At 39.5% G+C, this 23,364-nt stretch carries 12 protein-coding genes; all 12 read right to left on the bottom strand.

Annotation, left to right across the window (positions count from 1 at the left end; all coding sequences use genetic code 11):
• Positions 1–7 precede the first annotated feature (7 nt).
• The 12 genes from WH188_RS13890 to WH188_RS13835 all read right to left on the bottom strand — a co-directional run bounded on the left by WH188_RS13890 (position 8) and on the right by WH188_RS13835 (position 22,966).
• Positions 8–3,562 (bottom strand): SusC/RagA family TonB-linked outer membrane protein, encoded by a 3,555-nt coding sequence (locus WH188_RS13890; protein WP_339424146.1) that lies wholly within the window; start codon positions 3,560–3,562, stop codon positions 8–10.
• 78 nt (positions 3,563–3,640) lie between these two features.
• Positions 3,641–4,675 (bottom strand): FecR family protein, encoded by a 1,035-nt coding sequence (locus tag WH188_RS13885; RefSeq protein ID WP_339424145.1) that lies wholly within the window; start codon positions 4,673–4,675, stop codon positions 3,641–3,643.
• A gap of 170 nt (positions 4,676–4,845) precedes the next feature.
• Positions 4,846–5,439 (bottom strand): RNA polymerase sigma factor, encoded by a 594-nt coding sequence (locus WH188_RS13880; RefSeq protein ID WP_339424144.1) that lies wholly within the window; start codon positions 5,437–5,439, stop codon positions 4,846–4,848.
• A gap of 336 nt (positions 5,440–5,775) precedes the next feature.
• The gene (locus WH188_RS13875; protein WP_339424143.1) at positions 5,776–6,804 is read right to left on the bottom strand and encodes a glycoside hydrolase family 53 protein; all 1,029 of its coding nucleotides are present in this window, start codon (positions 6,802–6,804) and stop codon (positions 5,776–5,778) included.
• Between the two features lie 55 nt (positions 6,805–6,859).
• Positions 6,860–7,912 (bottom strand): DUF5111 domain-containing protein, encoded by a 1,053-nt coding sequence (locus tag WH188_RS13870; RefSeq protein ID WP_339424142.1) that lies wholly within the window; start codon positions 7,910–7,912, stop codon positions 6,860–6,862.
• Between the two features lie 32 nt (positions 7,913–7,944).
• Positions 7,945–9,510, bottom strand: a complete 1,566-nt coding sequence (locus tag WH188_RS13865) for a RagB/SusD family nutrient uptake outer membrane protein (protein ID WP_339424141.1) — start codon at positions 9,508–9,510, stop codon at positions 7,945–7,947.
• Between the two features lie 102 nt (positions 9,511–9,612).
• Positions 9,613–12,732: a SusC/RagA family TonB-linked outer membrane protein gene (locus WH188_RS13860; RefSeq protein WP_339424140.1), complete on the bottom strand. Its 3,120-nt coding sequence runs from the start codon at positions 12,730–12,732 to the stop codon at positions 9,613–9,615.
• A gap of 108 nt (positions 12,733–12,840) precedes the next feature.
• A complete protein-coding gene (locus tag WH188_RS13855) occupies positions 12,841–15,417 on the bottom strand; it encodes a hypothetical protein (RefSeq protein ID WP_339424139.1) in 2,577 nt (858 codons plus the stop codon).
• Positions 15,418–15,577: 160 nt separating this feature from the next.
• Positions 15,578–19,489 (bottom strand): two-component regulator propeller domain-containing protein, encoded by a 3,912-nt coding sequence (locus WH188_RS13850; RefSeq protein WP_339424138.1) that lies wholly within the window; start codon positions 19,487–19,489, stop codon positions 15,578–15,580.
• A gap of 339 nt (positions 19,490–19,828) precedes the next feature.
• Positions 19,829–22,231, bottom strand: a complete 2,403-nt coding sequence (locus WH188_RS13845; protein ID WP_339424137.1) for a glycoside hydrolase family 2 TIM barrel-domain containing protein — start codon at positions 22,229–22,231, stop codon at positions 19,829–19,831.
• 362 nt (positions 22,232–22,593) lie between these two features.
• Positions 22,594–22,758, bottom strand: a complete 165-nt coding sequence (locus tag WH188_RS13840) for a hypothetical protein (RefSeq protein ID WP_339424136.1) — start codon at positions 22,756–22,758, stop codon at positions 22,594–22,596.
• Positions 22,745–22,966, bottom strand: a complete 222-nt coding sequence (locus WH188_RS13835; RefSeq protein ID WP_339424135.1) for a hypothetical protein — start codon at positions 22,964–22,966, stop codon at positions 22,745–22,747. The genes WH188_RS13840 and WH188_RS13835 overlap by 14 nt, the downstream gene beginning before the upstream one ends.
• Positions 22,967–23,364: the final 398 nt, after the last annotated feature.

Raw genomic sequence — 23,364 nt, 5'->3', positions numbered from 1 at the left:
TAGTTGTTTAAAAAGACATATTTAACGTTACAAAAAATGTTGGCGATGGTGGCAGGTTAGAATACGTATTCAAAGTTCTATACATAGGATCTATACCTTCTTTATTTTTGCGCCATATAAGACCTAGATTTCGTACACTACCGCTCACATTGACTGTTTTGAAAGGAGTTTTTTCAAGCGTTTTGAAGGGAACATTATAACCAAGATCAATTTGCTGCAAACGGATGTTGCTACCACTAATCACGAGTGCATCCGAATTGGTGTAACGAGAAAGACTATTAAACTGATACCCTTCCTTACTCAATCCCGGTATATTTGTGATGGCCTCATCACCAGGCTTTCTCCATCTTTCTGCAAGATCAGACTGTAAACCGATAGCCCCGCTGTAAGGTGCATAATCAGGATAATTTTGTACTGATAAGCGTCTAAAAACATGTCCCAATTCGTAACTGATCCGTACGCCCAAAGTAAAATCTTTATAAGAAAACGTATTAAAAAATCCGCCAAAATAAGGCGGTGTCGTACGACCGACTTTCACTAGATCATCTGCTGAAATTGCATTAGCAGGTTCATCCGCACTAACGATATCGCCATTTTGTTTATAAATTTGTGATCGGCCTTGATTATCCAGACCTGCCCAGCGGTATGCATACATATAATCTGTCGGGTTTTCTACAATCGGCACACTTCCATTGATGTAGTCTATTACACGCGTTGGGTTGACAAATCGTGAATCGGTAACCTTATTGGTATTATATCCAAAATTAAATAAGGTACTCCACTTCACTTTAGATTGCAGCCACGTTGCCTTAACACCCAGATCTACGCCATGACCCTCCATAGTAGAGCTGTTAAATTTGACTCTAGTCCAACCATAAGTTGGGTTAAACGGAAAATCGTAAATAATATCAGATGATCGTTTGGTGTAATAGTCAAAATTAAACTGCAATCTATTATTCCAGATGCCATAGTCTACACCGATATTAAAAGTCTTAACCTTTTCCCAAGAAATCTGTTTATTAGCGGGTGAGACAATATCTGCTGTCACTTCATTAGAGATCAGATCTGTGCTCGTATTGATAATAATTGTTCGGCCAGCACTATTGGGCAACGTTCCATTGACACCATAAGTCAATCGTATACCTAAGGCATCCGCCCATACAGCATCTTGTAAGAAATTCTCTTTTTTAGCATCCCACTTTCCCCCTACTGACCACAAAGGTTTAGCGCGCTGATCTCGAGATGCACCTACAACCGTAAAATCATCGAAACGGACACTTCCAGAAAACACATATTTTCCTTTAAATGCTGAAAAAGCAGCATTAGAGTAATACGAAAGTGCACGTGATCTATTTTTAGCTACTGAGGCATTAGAACTGAAATAATCAGGCCAACCATAGATATTTGTATATTCACCTCTCGGGTTGATCACTGCAAAAGAATAAGTATCTTCATTAAATCCAAGGTAGACATCAGTTGACGATCGATAACTGTTCTGCTTCCACTCTGCTCCCGCCAAAAAGTTCAACGCATGTTTTTCATCAGCACCGAAAGCTTTATTTATATTTAATTGTGAGCGGAATACATACTGAGAGCCATTATAGTTGCGCACACCGAGTGTTCCTCCCAGCGGATAGCCATATACGAAATTACCATTTTCGTTAAATGTAGTTCCCAAATTGATCTGATTGCGAAGCGAATAGCTATTCACATCATCAATATTCTCCTGGTTATTCAATTCACGTTGCCATTGCCCCATGAAAGAAAGATCTGCCCAACTGTTCAATTTTGTATTGACATCCATATGCATTCGCAAACGATGAGTTTGATCATTGTAACTTCCCGTTTCTAATTCTTCGATAGGATTATAAGCCCAATCAAGGTAACCACGGCTTTCAAAATCCTGAGCAACTTCAGGTCTAAATTGAATATAACGTCTCAAATTATCTCCATTTTCATCTTTTAATAAATTGTAAGGTAACAGACCTCCACCATAAGGATTAGAAGATAGGGCATTGATCGCAGCATTATTAGTAACAGAATTTCCGTAGTTATAATTTATACCCGTACCGATTTTCACCCGGTCATTAAATAACATATTCGTTAAATTAGCCGTTGTGGTAAAGCTTTCTCCTTTATTACCCTTAAAAACTGGTACATCTTTACTGTAATTGGATGACACAAAATAAGTGCTTTTACTTGCACCACCAGATATCGAAAGGTTATACTGTTGTGAAGCCGCATTTTGCAACAAATAGTCTTTAATTTGACTCCTGTTGTCCGTAGCTCCCAATCGGGCCAATGCTACATTACGTTCCTGTTCCGTTGCTGTCCCACGTTTTACACGAAACATCCATTCCAATGATTCGGAGTGCGGTTGATTAGCATTAAAAGGTTCCCAATCATTTTTTAGAAAATTATCACCAATAAAACCTTCATCAAATAATTGTTTCTCCAGATCAATATATTGTGATGATGACATGCGATCCATCTTATTTAGATCTGCTGGTGCTGCGATACTTAGAGATGTACCAAAACTCAATGATGTCGGTACATTACGACCTTTTTTTGTTTCAATAACAATAACACCATTTGCCGCCTTTGCACCCCAAATCGACGAAGCAGCAGCATCTTTAAGTACGGTAATGCTTTCAATATCATTTGGATTAATGCGACTTAAAATTGCTCCTCCTGCACTCTGAGTAGTTCCTTTTCCTGTCAATGAAAATGATGCATCGACTGTTTCAGCCATTGGGAATCCATCGATTACGATCAAAGGATCTTTAGGAGTATCTCCTGTACCAAAGCTATTGATCCCACGTATGCGTATCGAATTGTTTCTTGGATCTACATACATTCCTGGTACTAATCCCTGAATCCGTTCCAATACATTAATCGCCGGAGTCTCTTGTATTTGTTTTGAAGTAACAGTACCAAACGATCCAGTAGCACGTTCCTTTGGTAACTGCGTATAACCCGTCGAAACAACCTCTACATCTTGAAGTACATTAACAACATCATTCATAGTAACGTTGAGTTGCGTATGGCTTCCAATAACACGACGTTCAGGATTCATCCCGACATACGAGAAAATAAGTGCTTCTGCAGGTTCGATTAAACGTAAAGTATACCGACCATCGCTACTGGTCGTTACGCCAGACCTTACGCCATGTCCATCTGTCAAAACAGTTACGCCAACCATTGGCTTTCCTTGATCGTTTTTAACTATTCCGGTTAATACTTTCCAGAAACGGTTATCTCCCTCTCTATTATCTCTACTATCACGGATAATGGTAAAATAATTATTTTGTACATAGAGGAACAAGAAATTACTAGGGTATAAAAGCTCTTTTAATACAGATTCAACTGGTAATTTTCTATTTTTAGGTACCATTTCGGTTTCGACAAAAGCATTTCTTATCAGCCCCTCTTCATAAGAAAATTTTGTCCCATAAATTCGAGAGACCTCATCCAATGCATGGGAAAGAGATACCCTTTTTTGTGCATAGCCACCTGCATAGGTAAACAGGAGGAGAAGTAGCACGAGTAATCGTGGTTTCATAAATGTTGATTAATGTTAATTGTTAAGGTTAGTTTGTTTTCTTTATTCTGTTAGGTTTCCATTTTTGCGGTCACTTTTCTACTTATTTGATTTAATATTAATTTGTTTGTTCTGGACAGTAATATCGACATTCATCGTGTGTTTGATTACGAAAAGGATATCATCAATTCCTTTCACAGGAATCGTTCCTGTAAAGCGCTTATTTAATAAGTCTGGGTCCTCGACATTCACTTGGTAACCATAATTATCTTCGAGGACGCTGATGATGTTTGCAAGATCACTATGTTCTATATTGAGTTCACCACGAGTCCATGAGGATACTTTAGATGGGCTACTACTATGACTGATTTCGTCAACTTTAAGATTTTCATCATATACAAATGTTTCCCCTGGAGTCAATATCCTATCCACGCCATTTTCTCCTTCAACTTTGACACTCCCTTCAAAGAGTGTAACTTCTATACGCCCACGACGATCTTTTACATTAAACTTGGTACCTAGCACAGTCAAGGACAACTCGCCCACATGCACCACAAAAAGATCATTTTCCTGAAGGCGGTTTTTTATAGCGGTATGCTTCACCTCGAACAATCCTTCCCCTTCCAGCCAGACTTCCCGAGGTTTGTCTGTTTTCCAGTTTCGTACATAAGAAAGTTTTGAGTTACTATTTAAGTTTATGATAGAAGCATCTGGAAGTAATACCTCGGTACGCTGCCCATATGCAGTATTGGTAGATTTGGTTCCAAATTGGCTGATCTCATAAATAGCAAAAAGAAAAATAATAATTGCAGCAGCACGAGCAGTCCATGCGACAATATTTCTAATCAATAGCTGTTGTTTCTGTTTACGAGAATACGTTGGAATAGCCTTTTGAATATTTCCCCAACGTTGATCATTTGTCATCGGACTTTTTGCAACAGGCTGCTCTTTAATCAAAGTCATCCATACTTCTGCTATGCCCATCTGTACGGAAAGATCTGGATCGTAGGAACCCAATCTATACCAAAAATCATTTTCAATTTCTGTCTGATTCAACTTTGATTGCACAAAGTCTTCATCAGCAAAGAAATCTGCTGCTTTGTAATTTTTGTATTTTAAAAATTGAGTGTCCATAACCTTTTTATTATAGATACACCCCTTTTTAAAATTTTACCCCAATAAATTTTATTTTTTTTTAAAAACTAATAAAATAATTAGCAAATAACCAATCGAAACGACCTTTTGTTACGAGCAACGCAGAGCGCGTCACCTGTTTTAATTACATATCACCTTTTTTTTCTAATCTACATTTTGACCTGGTTCAAAAAATGCAGCAACACCAAAACGCCAAACTTTCCAAAGTGTTTCTTCAGATTATCCAGGGCTCGGTAGTACAGTTTGTATGTATCCTTTGTTGACAATCCCATTATATTTGCGATTTCGGCATAGGTCAATTCATCAAAGAAACGAAGATGAATTATTTCTCGTTGCCGGGGAGACATCCGAGACAAGGCTTGATCCAATTTATCTTTGATCTCTAACACACGCTCTTTACGGATCATGCTTACATCATGGGGAAGCTCGATGGTAAAAGGGAGATGTTCAATTGAAGAATTTACTGCATTGTTCCGCTTGACTATTTGCTCTATATTTTTGACCAATGTACGGCGGAATGATTTATATAGATAGTTTTTAACGGAGACATCGTTATTTAGGTTTTCTTTATTACTCCATAGCTTCACAAACAATTCCTGTATACTATCTTCGATAATGGCATTATCCTGCGTAAATTTAAATCCATAATTATACAATGAGTTGTTGTATCGTTCAAAAAGTATCTTGAACGATGCCTCATGTCCTACTTGGAACATCTGCCATATTTGTAAATCGGAATTCATAAGTAAGTGCAAGATTTCTATTTTGAGTTTTAACCGTAAAAATCTCCTTTTCCAAATGTAGAAAAAAAAATGATGTGATGCATTTCATGATCGATAATGCTTTTAAAAGTTCTCGTCACGAGAAAAAAGAACATTACTAGTAATTTTAAAGTTTTTGAACAGATCTAAAAACAACAAGGATAAAAAAATGCGCATTTTATAAAAAAGACCACTTTAAAAAGTGGTCTTAACTATCATTGGTTAATTAGATAACAAAGTAAGCGTAATCATTTTTATCTCTTTAAGAGATGAAATTCATTTAGGTTAAAAAAAGTAACCTATTGTGATGCTATAAGTCTATTTAAAAGCATTCCATATTTTTGTTGGCCTCCCGTTATTATCAAATGCACCTAGTGTATATCCATTCCATCCTCCATAAGCCAAAGGTTCCCAATAAAATATACCCAACACTTTGTTGTCAGGAATCCGGTTTGCAGCCTCAAACAGTTCACGAAGCCACAGCTCGGCAATCTCCTCCTGATCCCAGCTCATGCCCACCTCACAGATCATGACCTCTTTTTGATATCGACTGATCATATCGTTCATGTTGGCGACAATAGACGTGTTGTACTCTTTCCAGTTTTCTGGACTCGGATACAGTGACATCCCCACCACATCCCATTTTCCACCATTATTTTTCAGACCATCAAAAAGCCAACGGAACAGGCTGTTATCCTGACCGTTTTGCAGGTGTACAATTACTTTACTATCTGGAAATACAGTTTTCACCGCATCGTATCCAGCATTATTCAATGCCGCATAATTGGCCATATTAACCGAAGCTTTCCCATCTTCCCAAAGCATACCATTGCCGGTTTCATTTCCTACCTGTACCCATTCCGGACTAATCCCGTTATCTTTTAACAATTGCAATACCGATGTGCTGTGTTCCGCTACAGCCATCTTTAATTCATCGAAAGATAGGTTGACCCACGCTGCGGGTTTTGATTGTTGTCCCGGGTCTGCCCAAGTATCGCTATAATGAAAATCAATCAAAATACGCATTCCCAAGTGCTTTGCACGACGCGCTTTCACTAACACATCATCCTTGTTGGACCATCCCTTTTGAGGATTTACCCATACACGCAACCGTACAGCATCCACACCAAGAGACTGGACCAGCTTCATCCCGTCTACAGAAGTTCCGCCCGTATTATAAAACTGCACACCCGAGGCCTCCATTTCTGTGATCCAGCTCACATCTGCACCTTTAGCCAAATGCCCAGTTTGTTTTGCAGGTTGCGCCACCCCTTCGTCGCTGCAGCTTGATAAGCTAAGTCCTAAACAAAGAAGGTAAAAACGTAAATTTAAAAGTATATTTTTCATATCATTTTTTCTAAAATGGATTTATCATGCTATTTCTCATCAAAAAAATAACAGTTTATTGCACCCAGTATTTAAATGCATTCGGATCGCTCAGATCGAGGACAAGCGTATGCGTTCCGACCTTATCATATGCAAATCCACCGGCATCTGCTGTATATAAACTACATGTTCCAGCTTCCTCTGCAGTACCAAAAAACCAGGACCAGCTCCCGTTGATCAAGACCTTGATTCCCCATTGTTCAGCGGCTGTATTTGTAATCGTTGCTTTCCATAATTTTGTGGTCCGATCATAAGTCATTGGTGTAGCAGTTGCACTCCATCCATTAAAATCACCGCTAACACTCAATGATGTTACCGGAGTTTCTGTCCAAGTCAGCTTATTGATATCGGCACTGATGTATTGATATCCGCCATTGCTGATCCAGCTATTCCAGCGGTCACTACCACTATACAGAATATATTGACTACCCTCAAGTGGGTAAGATCCATAGATAGCTGATGCATTGGCACTTTCTTCATTGGTCAGGTAGAAATTAAACCATTGGTCTAACTGTACAAAGCCGTCATATACACCATCTTCCTTACGAGAGCATATCTTCCACGGAAACTGCGTCAATTCTTTATTAGCCATGTAGAGGTAGTTTGCATCAGAAATAGCTTCATAAGCAGTCACTTCTATTGCGATCACATTACTATATACTATAGCTACATTACGAGCTAATTGTGTTGAAACACGTGCATATAAGGTTTTCTTTTTAGCAGGTTCAAAGCCCATACCCATGACCAAACTATTGAGTTGTTCATGCGTATAACTGAAGGATGCCGCCACCATTTCAATCTTTTTTTCAATCACTTCGAAAGAAGCGTCGGTCGCTAGCTCCAGCGTATGCTGAAGTGTCGACTGTGGAATAGGCTGTGCGCTCGTCAACGGTGACTCATCCCACACAAGCTGCAAAGCAAGACTTTTGCGTTCTGCCGCATTCAGCTGTACATTAACCTTGCTGCTATGCAGTACAGCCGGTTGAAATCCAGTAACAGCAGGTTCGCCCCCCTCCTTTTTACAGGAGAATAAAAGAAAGGCTAACGTACAAATAATAATATGTTTCATAATTGGTATAATTGGTTAATATATACAAACATTTAGTAACCTGTATTTTGTATTAAATTAGGATTCGCGGCCATGTCAGTCGTCGGGATCGGATATAGATTAAACTTTTCATCCACACCTCGCCCATTCACAGTACCACCCTTCCACTGCCATACATAGCTATTTCCGGTAAAGCGTCCAAACCGGATTAAATCAGTTCTTCTCGTACATTCCCAAAAAAGCTCTCTGCCACGTTCATCCAAGATGAAATCCAAAGTCAGTTGCGCCTGTGTAATAGCTCCAGTAGAACCCTGATAAGCTCTTTGGCGAATCTGATTAACCAGATTGAGAGCTTCCTGTATTTGACCGCCGCCACCACGTAGCACCGCTTCGGCATACATCAAATAACTATCAGCTAAACGGATCATGGGAAAATCGGTATTCACCAAACCTTCATCTGTTTTGTAGGTACCATCATCATTCAGATTGGTAAATTTTACGAGTCCATATCCTTGACTAGACGAAGCCGGATCATCTACATCCAGTGATTGTCCCGTACTCCAAAAATCCCCACGTTTATCGTTCGCATTAAAAACAGAAACAAATTCACGCAAGGTCCTAAAACTGTTCCAACCGGAAAGCACACCATAATCAGCAGCTTTCATACTGCCCACAATCGGACCATTTACTAAATAAGTCGTCGCTCCCCAACTAGTCGTGTGCTGCACATCAGCTTGAATTTGAAAAATAATCTCATTTGTCCGTTTATCATTATCCGCGTTAAACAGTTGTTTGTAGTTATTATGCAAAGCGTGTCCACTGTCTATTACTTTTTTACTATACAGCAGGCAGTCTGCATAACGCGCTGTCCCCGTATAAATCTGTGCATTAAGGTAGTTTTTAGCTAACAGGGCCCAAGCAGCTGCACGGCTAACACGTCCGTACTGATTCTGACGGGCCTCGGGCAATAAGCTGGCAACATCGATCAGCTCTTGCTCGATAAAAGCAAAGAGATCTGCCCTTTCGATACGGGGAGGAAAAAATGCAGCAACTGGATCTTTCTCCGTCACAAAAGGAACATGGCCATAGAGATCCATAGCATGACTATAGGTCAAAGCACGTAAAAAACGTGCTTCTGCAGCAAAACGCTCAATCTCCGCACGCTCCGTAGGATCAAAAGCAGCTAATTTTTCCGGTGTTGCATTCCGCAAAAATTCATTGCATAATGCCACTGAATAATAGATCCGATAATACATGGCATTGACCCAGGTATCCGATGCTCCCCAGCTTATGTACTGAATATCTTCCATATTATCACCACCGGCCCAAGTATAGATTACCTCATCGGTAGGGACCTCCTGGAGATTAAAGAATACCCGAAGGTAACCCCAAGAAGCCGTTGCACCTGCCATATCCGGATCAGCATCACCACGGCCATTTCCAGCCACGGCAAAAGAAGCATATAATTTTGCCAGCACCGCACGATAACCATCCACGGAAGTGTATACAGCTTCCGAAGTATTCTGTACTGTAGGATATTGATCCAGATCTTTTGTGCATGAAAGCAGCAACATCAAGATCGATAGGACACTACAGCTATATATTTTAAAGTTTTTCATTGCAATATCATTTATTTTTTAAAAGCTATAAAGCGATCATAAGTATTTTTGGATGTCCCACACTTTTGTAGGTAAATAATCATCACGCATGAATTAAAAGGATTAAAAATCTAAATTCAAGCTCAAAGAGTATGTCCGCGAGCGTGGATAAAAAGAGCTATCGAAGCCACTCGGCACCTCCGGATCATTACCAGTATAGTTACTGATCACAAAAACATTTTGTACCACAGCACCTACCCGTAGATTAGACACCTTTCCGATCTTTCCGAAATTATATCCTAGCGAAAAATTCTCCATCCTTAAGAAAGAAGCATTCTCAACATAATAATCCGAATAATATTGTCTGCTTTGGAATCCCGTATTCAAATAATCCCGATGTAGATTATTGATTGCAGGATCGACATATTGTACAGTCTCCAATGCACTCAGGTTCATCTTGGTATTGTTAAACACATAATTCCCCAGGTTTGCTCTCAAAGTCGTAGCTGCCGTCCATTTTTTATAAGATAGCTGTGTATTAAAGCCAAATAACCATTTGGCAGCTGGAGATTCATAACGGTATAAGTCCTTCTCATCGATAGCACCATCGCCATTCAGGTCGGCATAGATACCTTCTAAAGGTCTTCCTCCATCATCATATAGCTGCTTGTAAACATAAAACATATAGGGTTGGTAACCTGTTGTCAAGATCTGTATACCACGTCCACTGACTACCGGTCCGACATATGTACCTACCGAAGAAGCATCCTGTACCAACGCAATATTCGTTACCTCAGTATGCTGTTTGGTCGCATTAATATTCACTTCCCAACGGAGGTTGTCGGTCTGTACAGGAACTGTATTTAACTGAAACTCCCAGCCTCTGCTTTCCACATTTCCGACATTTATGGTTGCATTTTGATCAAAGTTTGTTCCTGCAGCAACAGGAACATTGGCAATCAGATCATGCGTTTTGCGGGTATAATATTCAATTGCACCAGATACCCGACCTTTCCATAAAGAGAAATCCAAACCATAGTTAAATGCTTTCGTTGTCTCCCAGCGCAAATCTCTGTTATAGACCGATGGACGGTACACCAAGTGGTACTGATCGCCAAAGCGATATTGTGCATAAGGAGTACCTTGCGTATATACTGGTAGATACTCATAATTGCCAATACCCTCTTGCTGCCCCGTGATGCCATAACTTCCACGTAGTTTCAAATCATCTAAAAAAGAAACTTCTTTCAGAAACGATTCTTCCGAAAGTCTCCAAGCCAAAGCGAGCGAAGGAAACGTTCCCCAACGATTTTCAGGACTGAATCTGGAAGTTCCATCTTTTCTGATCGTCGCTGTCAAAAGATAGCGACTATCGTAATTATAATTAAGTCTTCCATACCAAGAAATCAAGGTATGTCTTTCGTCCGAAGCAATGCCTGTAGAACGCAAATCTCCGGCATCGTTAAAATAACTAATGGCAGGTCTTGTAGAACTCCAATACTGATAATCGTGTCCTGCTGTAAACTCTATGGTACTTTTCAGATTGGGAAAGTTTTTATTATAAGTCAGATAACCTGTAAACAACTTATTTTTAAGCGTCTGTTCATATTCGTCATATGCACCCCCAATCATAAAATTATTTGCTGCGCTTGCTGGAATATGGTTTGTCCCATTGCCTTCAGCGTAATCGTAACCCAATGTTACGTGAGCTTTTAATTCAGGTAAAAAATGAAACTTATAATCCATATCAAGGTTTCCGATCGCCCGATTAACGGTGCTACGGTGTTTCTCTTGTTTGATCAGACCCAGAGGATTGAGATTTGCACCGGTAGCAGGAAGACCGGCATTATCCAGGCTTTCATAATAGCCGCCATAAGCATCTACACCCGAATAAACAGGCTGCGTCGGATTAAAAGCTATCGCAGACCATATCGCATCCGTATTCGCAAAGCGATTATTGTTACGAGCACCTTTCAAATTTAGATTAACAGCTAAGTGCTGATCGAAAAATTTTGGTGTCAGCACGATTCCACCTGTCATGCGCTCACTTTTATCGGTTTTTAAAGTCCCTTGCTGATTATAGTAACCTAAAGAGGCCCGAAACGGCAGCGTTTTTGCAATTTTACCTTGCAAACTCAAATTGTTATCTGTGCCCATCGCCTGCTGAAATACTTCGTCCAACCAGTCAGTAGAGGCATTACCCAACAAATTCTTCTGCGCCGGAGTTCCTTTGGTATTGATAAGATCTGCAAATTCTTCTCGCGACATCATATCGGCAACGCCCAAAGCCTTCTGCATGGATACGATAGAAGAAAACGAGAGCTGTAAGGCATCACCTTTACCTTTCTTTGTCGTGATCAACAACACGCCATTGGATGCACGTGAACCATAGATCGCAGTTGCAGACGCATCCTTTAAGACCGTCATGCTCTCGATATCATTTGGATTGATCAAACTTAAAAAATTGCCGCTATTGCCACTAATCCCGCCCGTTTCCAAAGGAACACCATCCAGTACAATCAAGGGATCGTTACTAGCGCTGAGCGATGCTCCACCACGAATGCGGATCGTACTACCTGCAGAAGGCGACCCACTATTGGACATCACCTGTACTCCGGCAGTCTTACCGTTGATCAGTTGCTCTGGAGAACCCACCAACCCTGCATTAAAATCTTTACTACTTACTGTATTAACAGCACCGGTCAAATCTTTCTTAGTGGAACTACCATAACCGATCACCACCAATTCTTCCAAAACCGTACCCGCATCCTTCATCTGCACATCCAATTGCTGTCCCGTCACTGTTAATGTCTGACTAGTATACCCGATTATCGAAAAGACCAATTGAGACTTCCCACTGGGAACAACAATACGATATGATCCATCTGCTGATGTCGATGTACCTATTGTGGTACCTGGTACTAGAACCGTCACACCAATCAAAATCTCCCCTTTTTCATTGCGCACAGTACCCCGTACTTCCTGTTGAAGGGGTTTGATCCATCTGCTATGCGGCAGCATACTCGCATGCAGATCTGTCATCCCGCTCAAACACGAAAGCAAAGACAAGCTCAATACACTTGTTTTAAATGTAAATCCTCTCATATTTTTAGACTTATAATATTTTATAATTTTATTATTCCCTTCAATACGACCCTTGCTTCGATCAGCAAGGTCGATTCTAACCTCCAACACAGTGATCAAGACATCAGCTTGGCTGTATCTCACCTCTTCTCCGTACATTTTTCCCTTTCAAAGACGACCCTTGCTTTGATCCGCAAGGTCGACCTCAATCTACTTTCGTCCGATTAAACCGCAATCTGTTTAAGACACACCTTTCTTATCACTATTTTACTCCAGCCAGCTTGCGCCGATCGATACCGTAGTGCCCTCAGCCACCTCACCACTAGTCGATATAATCAATTTTTCGATTTGATCTTTCATGAATGGCAGGGTTGTCGTCGGATTAAAATAGCGGTTCAGAAAATCCGGATACGGTGCCGGTAATAAAGCCGTAGACACGAGCTGTAGATCAGCTAGCGCAATACGTAATACGCTCCTCGCCTCACTATTTGCAGACACTTGTTTGGCATACGTATATCCTTGGTCATCCACAAAGCCGATATCGAACTTACCCGAGTATCCTTTCACCTGCAACTGCAGACATAGTGTTCGAGCTTGATCTATCCCCTGAGGTCTAGCTACAATAATTTCTTTTATATCTTTAACCCAAAAGTAACGGGCATCCGGAATTTTTCCTTCCAAAGTATATTGCCATTGTGCTGCTTCAGTAGTATCATTAAGCTCCATTTTTGCTTTTACAGAGGCTTTTTCAGGAATTGCATAACTTTCAAATGGCGATTCCGATTCATGTACAGAAATCAAGCGTACTGGTCTTTTAGGCGCTACTAAATCAGTTGTCCAATAGTTATCCACTTTATAATCCCAATCTAGAGGAGCTCCATTTTTATTATCAGGATAAGTAAACGAGTTCCCTCCCATAAATACCGTCACCGTATAGCGAAGCACATCGCCGTCCAACATCGATGCTGGCAAAGTGGCTTCATACGTATAATGATCTTTGGGCAATAACTTGATATATGGATTATGTTCTTTCCAGAAAGAAACCTGATCCGTCTGTAAAATGATAGAATCAGCTTGCTCTGGATGAATAAAACGAAAAGTCAAGCGTAACGCTTTTTCTTTTTCAACAATAGGGTCTTGCTCATGTAGCATTACCGGTTTATCGATTACTGTTGCGGCAGGTGCATAAAAATCACCAATCTTTCCAAGTTTCCACTTGCTATCTGCCGTCCAGTTACTTTTACTCTTCAAATCTTTACGTTTGAGCAAATAAACACCGGGTTTACAGCTAAAACTAGTTTGCACCACCTCTTGATTTTTATGGTCATCGCTACTATTGCCCAGATATTGAATCGAATATCCAATCCCTAGATTGGGCAGTTGTATATCCATAACATGGGCTGTATGTAAAATCTGAGTTACCACCCGAGAAAGAGAAGGTTTGCCAAAAGGATCTGCTATCTGCACAGCATCGGGCATCAACTCTAAACGCCAGACACCATCCTCCAGTTGGTCTAAAAAATAAGCACCAGAACCGCTATACCTCACAATGGGCGAAGAGCGATAGCCCGCAATATGCTGTAACCGGTCCACCTGCTTGGGCACAGTCAGCGTTTCATTGCTGTAATAAAATTTTTCGGCTGTATTCATCTCTGATAGATCCTGCTTATAGCTGACCATAAAATCACCAAAGAGCGTATCCTGCGGATAATTCAGAAACTTTTGATTTCTCGGAACCGTATAGGCAATTTCTGCGGCAATAAGCGTACTGATGGCTTTTGCCGGTGTATAGGCCAAATTGAGATAATGAGTCTGGTATTCGGTATTATAAGCAGCGATATCGATCGGATCATAAGCAAATTGTGTGATCCACTGAAAACCTGCTCCGCGAAAAGTACGCGTCATTGCAGGGTGCATATACCCATAAAGATTATCTGCCGGATCATATTCATATACAGCCTTAACCTTATTATCAAAACCTTTAACCGCCGAAAAAGGAATGTTATAATGATCGATATACGGCAAAAAATTACCGCGTCGCTCTTTTCCTGCAACTAGACCTACCGGATACCATTGGTATGTTGTCCCCTGAATATCCGAATCAAAATACGCCGGCACATGCTCCATATTATGACTTACATTATAGAAAATAGGTTTCTTATTTCCGGCATCTTTCATCGCCGATACCATTTCTTTTATATAAGCAGCCGTAGTGTGCACCTCACCCGTGTGGCATGGTTCATTATTGATCTCAATTCCCACAACGTAAGGATCGTCTTGATAAGAATAACCTGTGTAAGGGTTCTTGTGACGCAGGAGCTGTGTAATGTATTTTTTCTGCGCTGCTATAGCCCGCGGATCAGCATGCACCAGACATTTATCATATAAATAAGTAAAAGCACCAGTATTTTCATTCTTCTCCGGGTATCCATTTCCAAAATTGGTCATTCCGGTAATTAAAATCCGTATACCTTTTTCTTGTAATTTGAAAAATAAATAATCCAGCAGATCCAGGTGTTCATTATTGATGAGGTTTCCCGTAGCATCCGAGATTTCAACATCCCAGATGTGGATGCGATAAGCATTATAACCTAAACGAGCCAGATGGTATACATCGCGATCTATCGCTTCCTTATGATTGATCCCTTTATAGGATAAAGCACGGTAAGCATGGGCAAATGGGACGGTATAATTCGTACCATAAAAGGATGCTTCTTTCTTAGAATCAGACCAGCGCATAACACCCTGCTTGTCAACAAAAATAGTAGGCACATCCTTCTTTACTTGAGAAAAAGATGTTAAAAACGCAAAAAAAGCGCCGATAAATAAAATACTTATACGCATACCGTAATTCAGTTTATAAATTTGGTTTCAATTGATAACACAAACTTATAAAGCCCGAACAATATCAGCGAACGCATATCGGACAAAATGCAACACAAATTGGACATTTGAGAAAACACGCCTTTACAACGACGTAAACAACAAACTCAACAACAATTAGTTAAGAAATCTTTTCCATATAAGCCTTTGGTGTCATCCCAAACTCGGCCTGAAAACATTTGGAAAAATAAGAGGCATTGGAGTAGCCGACCATATACATCACTTCTGCCACAGTAAACTTTTTCTGTTGCAGCATTAAAGCCGCTTTTTTGATCCGGATGGAACGGATATATTCTACCGGAGTGTAACCCGTCATCTGTTTAATTTTACGGTATAGTTGCTTTGCGGCAGTACCTGTTTCTTCAGCAAGTCGCTGTACAGAAAAGTCAGAATCATCGATATTATTTTCGATAATTTCGGTCACTTTACTCAGTAACTTTTCATCTGGTGATATCTGATCATTGGCCACACTAGGCTGACTGATCCCTTGCAGGCGTAACTGTGCGGTAAGGTTGTCTTTTTTAGCCAGTAGCTGTAGCAACTGCATCTTGAGCACTTCTAGATCAAAAGGCTTAGCCATATAAGCATCTACTCCTACTGCAACCCATTCGCGCTGGATCAGCTCATCATTTTTAGCAGTCAATAAGATAATAGGAATCGTGGAGGTCACTGTATTTTGACGCAGTTTTCTCACCATTTCAAGACCACCCATGATAGGCATCATCGCGTCCGAAATGATGATATCTGGTAAAAACGCATTCGTGCTGATTAAGTGAAGGCCTTCCTGGCCATCTTTTGCTATCCGACAAGTATAAGTGGATTCGAGCGCTAATTTGAGAAAAGAAGAAAGTTCTTCATTATCCTCCACGATCAGTAATTTACGTTTATCTGACGGTACACGGTCTTCGCCATCCTCATGCAGATCCCAACCATCCATGAAAATCTTGAGCGATACAGCAGTACCGACCTGATAAGTCGATACCAGATTTATTTCCCAACCCAATTGATCACAATAACTTTTCACCAAATACAAACCAACCCCTGTTCCTTCCAGTTTATTGATCTCCTCGGATGACGAGCGGTAAAATTTACTAAACACATATGGCAGATCTTCAGAAAGAATCCCTATGCCGGTATCGACAACCGAAAGCAGTAATGCCGCGTCCTGTTTTTTGATCTCCACTTTGATCACACCCTTTTCTTGCCTGCTATATTTACAAGCATTAGAAAGCAGGTTATTGATGATCGATCCCAATTTTGACACATCCGTATGGACAAACACACTATCAATATCCGAATCAAAATAAAACTCTAGATGTGCATAAGTAACATTGTTTTGCCATTCTTCAGTTATCTGTTTCGCATAGGCGACAAGGTCAATTTGCGAAGTGAGTAAATTAGTGGACGATAAATTTTGACTTTCGTCTTTATCAAATGCCATCACTTCCTGAATCAAATTATTTATTTTAAGCGCATTCCGATGTACGCCTTCTAGGCTTTTCTTATTTTCAATATTTTTTGTTTTTCGCATCAATTGGCTTACAGGAGCCAGGATTAAACTGAGTGGTGTTTTCAACTCATGGGATATGGCAGTTAAAAAATCCATTTTCATACGGGTCAATTCCAACACCTTATACCGTTCGCGCCTTTCCCATTTTAAGGTATTCCGCACACGGAAAAAATTCATCACCCAAATGAGCAGACCTAAACCAGCCAGGACATAGATTATTTTGGCCCATATCGAAGCATACCAGATATATTTGACACGGATATTGTAAACGTAGATATCTGCAACTACGTTTCCAGATAGGTCAACCTTGGTCACCTGCAAGTGATAATCACCTGACCGTAAATTTGAAAGCAGCACTTTATTGTCCCCACGTTCCAATGGAATCCAATTTTCATTCTTATCCTTAAAATTATAGGCCAGTCTATGCCCAAGATGATTGCCATAATGAAGATCCGAAAATTCTAGCCTCAAGTTATTTTGATCATAATCGAGCGTAATTTCATTTCTATAGCGCAAACTATAATTGTAATTACCAAAAGGTTCATTGTTTACATACATTGCTGTCAGCACAATTTTTTTGTCTGCTGTACTGGCAACATGGCTAAATTGAGCCGGAAGAGCTGTCACTTCATTAATGCCACCTAAAATCACTTCATCCTGGGCTTGATCGTAATACATAGCAGTAACATCATGACCATATCGCAACAATTCGGGTTTCAAATCTTTTTTATGCACGCGCCAAACTCCTATACTGGTCGAAAGCCAGATATAATCATTTACTTCTACCATAGCAGTGACTTCACCTTTCACCACGGGATCAAACACCATAACATCGGTACGACCAGATCTATCCATCCGTCTCAATTGACCATGCTGCCCGATCCATATTGTCCCGCCACTGTCTCTCAACATAAACGTTGCTTGACTCAATGATTTCCCATCTTTGTCTTTTAGCTCTTCCACTTTACCAGTCTTAGGATCAATACTACTGATACCCAGATTATAAAAAAGTGCTAGTATTTTCCCCTGACCATTGTCGACAATCTGATTGGCAAAATCTGCAAGCAAACCGTTCGATTGCAAATAATTTTTCCCGGCTACAAACGAACCGGACGAAGATAAGAGTTGCTCTTTATTTACCCTAAAGATACCGCCCATATAGGTTGCTATCCACAGATTACCCTCTTTATCTTCCAAGATATTATAGGCCCATTTAGCATTACGCGTACCTTTTGAATCGACAATATCAAAACTTCTGAACTGCCGGGTTTGTGCATTGAACACATTAACTCCACCATCTGAAGCAATCCATAGATGACCTGTCCGATCCTGATAGATATCCCGAATCCGATTATGCGGCAACCTGTACTGTGGAGCATCCATCCGATACCAATAGCTTTCAAAATCTTTGCGCCCCAGACCTTTGGTCCGGATCAATCCATTGTCACCACCCAGCCAGTACCATCCTGTCTGATCTTGATAGACCTTATAAAAACGATTGCCATCACTACTTTTTGTAAACTGATATATCGGGATCCTTTTTTCAATTTGTTTACTGGACCATAGGGAGATACCCAGATCGGTACCCAACCAAATATTATTGGCACGATCCCGGTATATGCTCCAAATAATATTATTGGCCAGCGAATATTGATTACGCGAGTCATGCTTAGTCCTTGTGATTACTTGTTGCTCGGGTTGATAAGCGAATAGGCCATCATCAGTTCCGATCAGCAATGTCCGATCATCGTTGGTCGCCATAGATTTGATAGGATGACTTTGAAGTACAGGAGCTTTAGACAACTTTTCAGATTTATGATCATACATGTACAGTCCATACTCTGTCCCCACAAAAGTATTCTTGGTCGATGATAAGGTAAAAATCGAATTTACAAACTGGTTGCTCCCAAATCTATAATCTGGCAGCACCAATTTCTTGATCATCTTCTGGGCAGGATCAAGCTGATACAAACCCTTATAAGTACCCACTAAAATTTTGTCTGCTTGAGCGGATAATGCATAAATGGCCTGGCCGTCCAACTCTTTATGTAGGGTTTTACCATAATTGATCAGTTTCTTCGTTTTCGTATCGTAGCAATATAAGCCCGAGATAGAGCCGATCCATAGTTTGTTTCCCACCAGCATCAGCGATCTGACATCCGAGGGTCCACCCACTGGAAATGCTTCATAGCGATCTTCCCTATAATTGTACAACAAAACCCCTTTTCCGGTTCCAATGGCAAGATGTGTCGCATTCAGGACTGATATACTGTAGATAAATGTTTGGTACTGCACAGCAGCATCTGTGGGCGCATGAAGAGAATAACCATCATAACTATATAATCCGTTATTGCTACCCAACCAGAGTATACCAAGGCTATCTTGCGCAAAACAATGAACAGTGCTCGCTTTTGTTCCTAATCCTATATTCTTGAAAAACTGAAAGTCCAACGCTTGTCCAAAAACAGAAGAATTAAAAAAAGAAAGGAAGACCAATAAAAAGGAATAAACTATCCGCATCATAAAACAAGCTGTTTACAAACATAAATATTTAAAAGTTTAAATACAATGTGTCATGCAACAGGCTGTCAGGTTATATTTCTACACAACAAAAAAATATTTCTTTAAATATCTTTTTTATTCACTGCTGTAGATCCCATTTCAATGTACAGATTTATCCAGTTAATAAACTGATTTAATTTAAAAAGCCGCTCAAGATAATGAAGGTTAAAAAAGGAGAACAGGAGCACTAGCACAGTTTCTAGCACTTAACATACTCTCATCTGTAGGTTGGTCCCTTTCCCGAAGCACAAATAAGACATAAGCAGTAAAATATAAAGTTATACTGCTTATGTAAAAAATCTATCTAGTTTTAATAACCTGTTTATTTGAAAGTTCTAAATATTTGACAGAAAGCTTAATGTCACCAGGTGTATGCGAGCCTTTAACAATAGCAAGTGCTCTGCCCTTCCATACTTTCCTAGACAAACCTTGATAGCGATCGGTATCTTTTAGATTGCCGTTATCTATACCTATAAGCTCTCCAGGTCCTTCAATGTTAAAATTTAATAATCCAGCAGCTTCATCACAAACTGTTCCATGCTCATCAACAATTTCTATGGAAATATATGATAAATCCTGTCCATTAGCGGTCAAATTGACCCGATCGGCGCGCATTCTTATTTCGCTAGGTGCACCAGCAGTTTTCAGTATACGTTCATCAACTTCATGGTTATCTTTATTTAAAGCAACAGCCTTTAATTCACCTTTTTTATAAGAAACTTCAAAAATAGCTTTAAATTTTTCAGCCTCTTCTGTTTTTTTCTCACCTAAAAGTATACCATCTTGATACAACCGTACTTTTGGATAAGACGAATAAATTTCTACCTGCAATTTTTCTCCTTCATAACCTTTCCAGGTCCAGCTTTCCCATGTGGGCCATACGCTCCAGAGTGTTTCGTGAATATGTTTAGGGGCTGGCTCTGGTTCTCTAACAGCTAGATGTAAAGTAGGTTTTTGATTATATAATAAATCTCTATAATAAGAAATAGGTTTTCTCCAGCCTGTCAAATCAATATCTCCACAATAAGCTCCATGCCATGGAAAAAGATTACGATCGTAATGTTCTCCTGTTACTTCACCAGTATAAAACCAACGGCCGATCCCCGATTCGCCAAGGTAATCTATTGCTGTCCACACAAAATCGCCTATAATAAAGTTGTTTTCTTTCACAAGTTTCCAATTCTCATAAGCATCTCGAGGATAAGATTCTGTCTGTAAAATTACCCGTGACGGTACTCTCTTATGATCATCCGGTGCTCTATGTAACTGATAATTATATCCAGCGACATCATGCTCTGCCATTAAAGGATCAAAAATATCCCAATCATTATCCCAAGTAGTCATCGCTGAAACTACAGGACGAGTCTGGTCAATTTCTCTGACCGCATCTCGAAGCATTTTTGCTGTTTTAACAGCTTCGGGATCCTTTCTTTCGATAATCTCATTTCCTATACTCCACATTATTATAGAAGGATGATTACGGTCTCTTTTGACCATTGCTTGGACATCTTTCTTTGCCCATTGATCAAAATAAAGGGCATAATCATATTCAGTCTTTTTCGTTCTCCATCCATCAAAAGATTCATCTATTACTAATAATCCAATACTGTCGCAAGCTTGTAGAAATCTTGTAGAAGGCGGGTTGTGTGATGTTCGTACGGCATTAAATCCCGCTGATTTTAATAGCTCAACTTTACGAACTTCTGCCCTATCGTAAGCCGCTGAACCTAATGAACCGTTGTCATGATGGACATTACCTCCATTTAGTTTTATCTGATTTCCATTCAATAAAAAACCCTTTTCGCTACTAAAGTGAATAGAACGTACGCCAAATTTGGTATCTACCTGATCTAATACTTTGTTTCCATCAAGTATCATAACCTGAGCGGTGTACAAGTTCGGCATATCGGGAGACCAAAGTTTTGGATTCTGTAGATTGAATGTTTGCTTGATTATATTACTATCGGCAGGTTCAATACGGAATTTCTTAGAGTTTCTTAAAATTTCTTTACCCTTTTCATTAAAAACAACAGTTCTTAAAGTTAGATCTTTAGGACTATTGTTGGAATGATCAATTTTAGTATCAATATGGATTGCTGCGTTTTTTTCAGTGATTTTGTCAGAAACAATACCAACCCCCCATTCAGCTACTGAAATATTTTTCTTGGCAATAAGCCATACATTCCTATAAATCCCGGATCCTGTATACCAGCGGCTGCTTTTTTGCTTTGAATTGTCAACTTTTACTGAAATTAGATTGTTTTTACCGTAATTTAAATGAGAGCTCAGGTCATAAGAAAAAGAAGTATAACCATATGGATAAATACCTAAAGATTTTCCATTTATAAAAACCTCCGCATTCATGTAAACACCTTCAAAATAAATAACAGTCTTATTTTCTTTCTGTGAAGAAGGGATGTAAAATGATTTTCGATACCAACCTACTCCTGTCGGAAAATATCCCCCATCATTGCCTGATGTGTTATTTAAATTGACAGCGCCTTCAATACTCCAGTCATGAGGTAAATCCAAAGATCTCCAATTTTCATCATTAAAGTTAATCAAAGAAGCACCTGAAGTATCACCAAGATAAAATTTCCAATCGCCATTAAAAAGATTATTTCGGTCTAACTTTAGTTCCTGTGCAAAACTAAAACTAAAAAAAAGGACGCAATAGGTTATTAAGGTTACTACTCTTCTCATTGTTATTAAATTTATAATTTAGGTACACTAGTTTTCTGTCAACATTTAAATAAAAACAAACTGTTACAGCATGACTACCTTAACTTATGCGTGCATGGTGTTATTAAACAGATTGAGATTCTAAATTCATATTGTCAACGTGCATAAATGTACTAAAATAAATTATATGTCAAAAATACATTTAATAAAATAGGGGCTATTAAATAATACAACTATTAAAAACTATTTTTATTTCTATTTTAAGCTTATCAACAACGTAAAATAGAAGAATACGTACTAAACTCCTTAATATATTAATCATCGAATTTAATTAAAAAAGCCTCTCAAAATAATGAAAGGCTAAAAAACCAAGAACATGTGCACTAATGTTTCCCTATTTTTCTTAAAAACCTACTCGTCATATAACTGACCACTGTACCTAATGCCGCCATTATTACAGTCTGCATGACATCACCAAGAGAAAAGCTTGCCCAGATGGAGCATAGCGTACCGCCTAAAGTACCTACACGGATATCATTCCATTTCATCCTGTACCTCCTTTTCTTGATTAGAAAGCATGTGATCTGGTGGTGGCTCCCCCGCTCCTTTTTTATCTTTATCCTCCAGTACAGTCTCCACCACACCAAGACCCAATGCAATGTATTTAATAATATTCAATGCTTTTCCCGGGAGTTTAATCGGCGCCAACAAGACCACTTGCAACGCCGCACTTATTTTTTGAATTATTTTTTTCATTTCTGTAATGTTAATATTAATAGGCCTGGTATTCCGATTGCGTTTTTGAAGCGATGAAGAGGCGTTAAAAATGAGTTTCTGTCTGAGTGAAACGAGTTTAAATTCATTTAGCCTATTCAAGGTGAAATAGCATTAAGGAATACAGCCTTGAGTTTTTTGTTTACTTTTTGTGTCAAGACAAAAAGTAAAAGCCTGTCGCGGCTCGAGCGGCAACATTTAAATTCATTTAGACTATTCAAGGTGAAATAGCATGAAGGAATGCAGTCTTGATTTATGGATTCGTGTTTGTTTTTCCGGCATCCATGGTCTCCCTACGGTCGGCTTTTGATTACTTTTTTCATCAAGGAAAACCTCGAAGAGAATCTTGAGTGCCAATAAAATCAAATCCTTAACGAAAA

It is taken from the genome of Sphingobacterium sp. MYb388 (assembly GCF_037479535.1).
GTDB lineage: Bacteria > Bacteroidota > Bacteroidia > Sphingobacteriales > Sphingobacteriaceae > Sphingobacterium > Sphingobacterium anhuiense.
This window is presented reverse-complemented; position numbering and strand designations above follow the sequence as displayed.

Coding starts and splice junctions, on each gene's coding strand:
- WH188_RS13890 (WP_339424146.1), bottom strand. CDS start 3,562: ATGAAACCACGATTACTCGTGCTACTTCTCCTCCTGTTTACCTATGCA.
- WH188_RS13885 (WP_339424145.1), bottom strand. CDS start 4,675: ATGGACACTCAATTTTTAAAATACAAAAATTACAAAGCAGCAGATTTC.
- WH188_RS13880 (WP_339424144.1), bottom strand. CDS start 5,439: ATGAATTCCGATTTACAAATATGGCAGATGTTCCAAGTAGGACATGAG.
- WH188_RS13875 (WP_339424143.1), bottom strand. CDS start 6,804: ATGAAAAATATACTTTTAAATTTACGTTTTTACCTTCTTTGTTTAGGA.
- WH188_RS13870 (WP_339424142.1), bottom strand. CDS start 7,912: ATGAAACATATTATTATTTGTACGTTAGCCTTTCTTTTATTCTCCTGT.
- WH188_RS13865 (WP_339424141.1), bottom strand. CDS start 9,510: ATGAAAAACTTTAAAATATATAGCTGTAGTGTCCTATCGATCTTGATG.
- WH188_RS13860 (WP_339424140.1), bottom strand. CDS start 12,732: ATGTACGGAGAAGAGGTGAGATACAGCCAAGCTGATGTCTTGATCACT.
- WH188_RS13855 (WP_339424139.1), bottom strand. CDS start 15,417: ATGCGTATAAGTATTTTATTTATCGGCGCTTTTTTTGCGTTTTTAACA.
- WH188_RS13850 (WP_339424138.1), bottom strand. CDS start 19,489: ATGATGCGGATAGTTTATTCCTTTTTATTGGTCTTCCTTTCTTTTTTT.
- WH188_RS13845 (WP_339424137.1), bottom strand. CDS start 22,231: ATGAGAAGAGTAGTAACCTTAATAACCTATTGCGTCCTTTTTTTTAGT.
- WH188_RS13840 (WP_339424136.1), bottom strand. CDS start 22,758: ATGAAATGGAATGATATCCGTGTAGGTACTTTAGGCGGTACGCTATGC.
- WH188_RS13835 (WP_339424135.1), bottom strand. CDS start 22,966: ATGAAAAAAATAATTCAAAAAATAAGTGCGGCGTTGCAAGTGGTCTTG.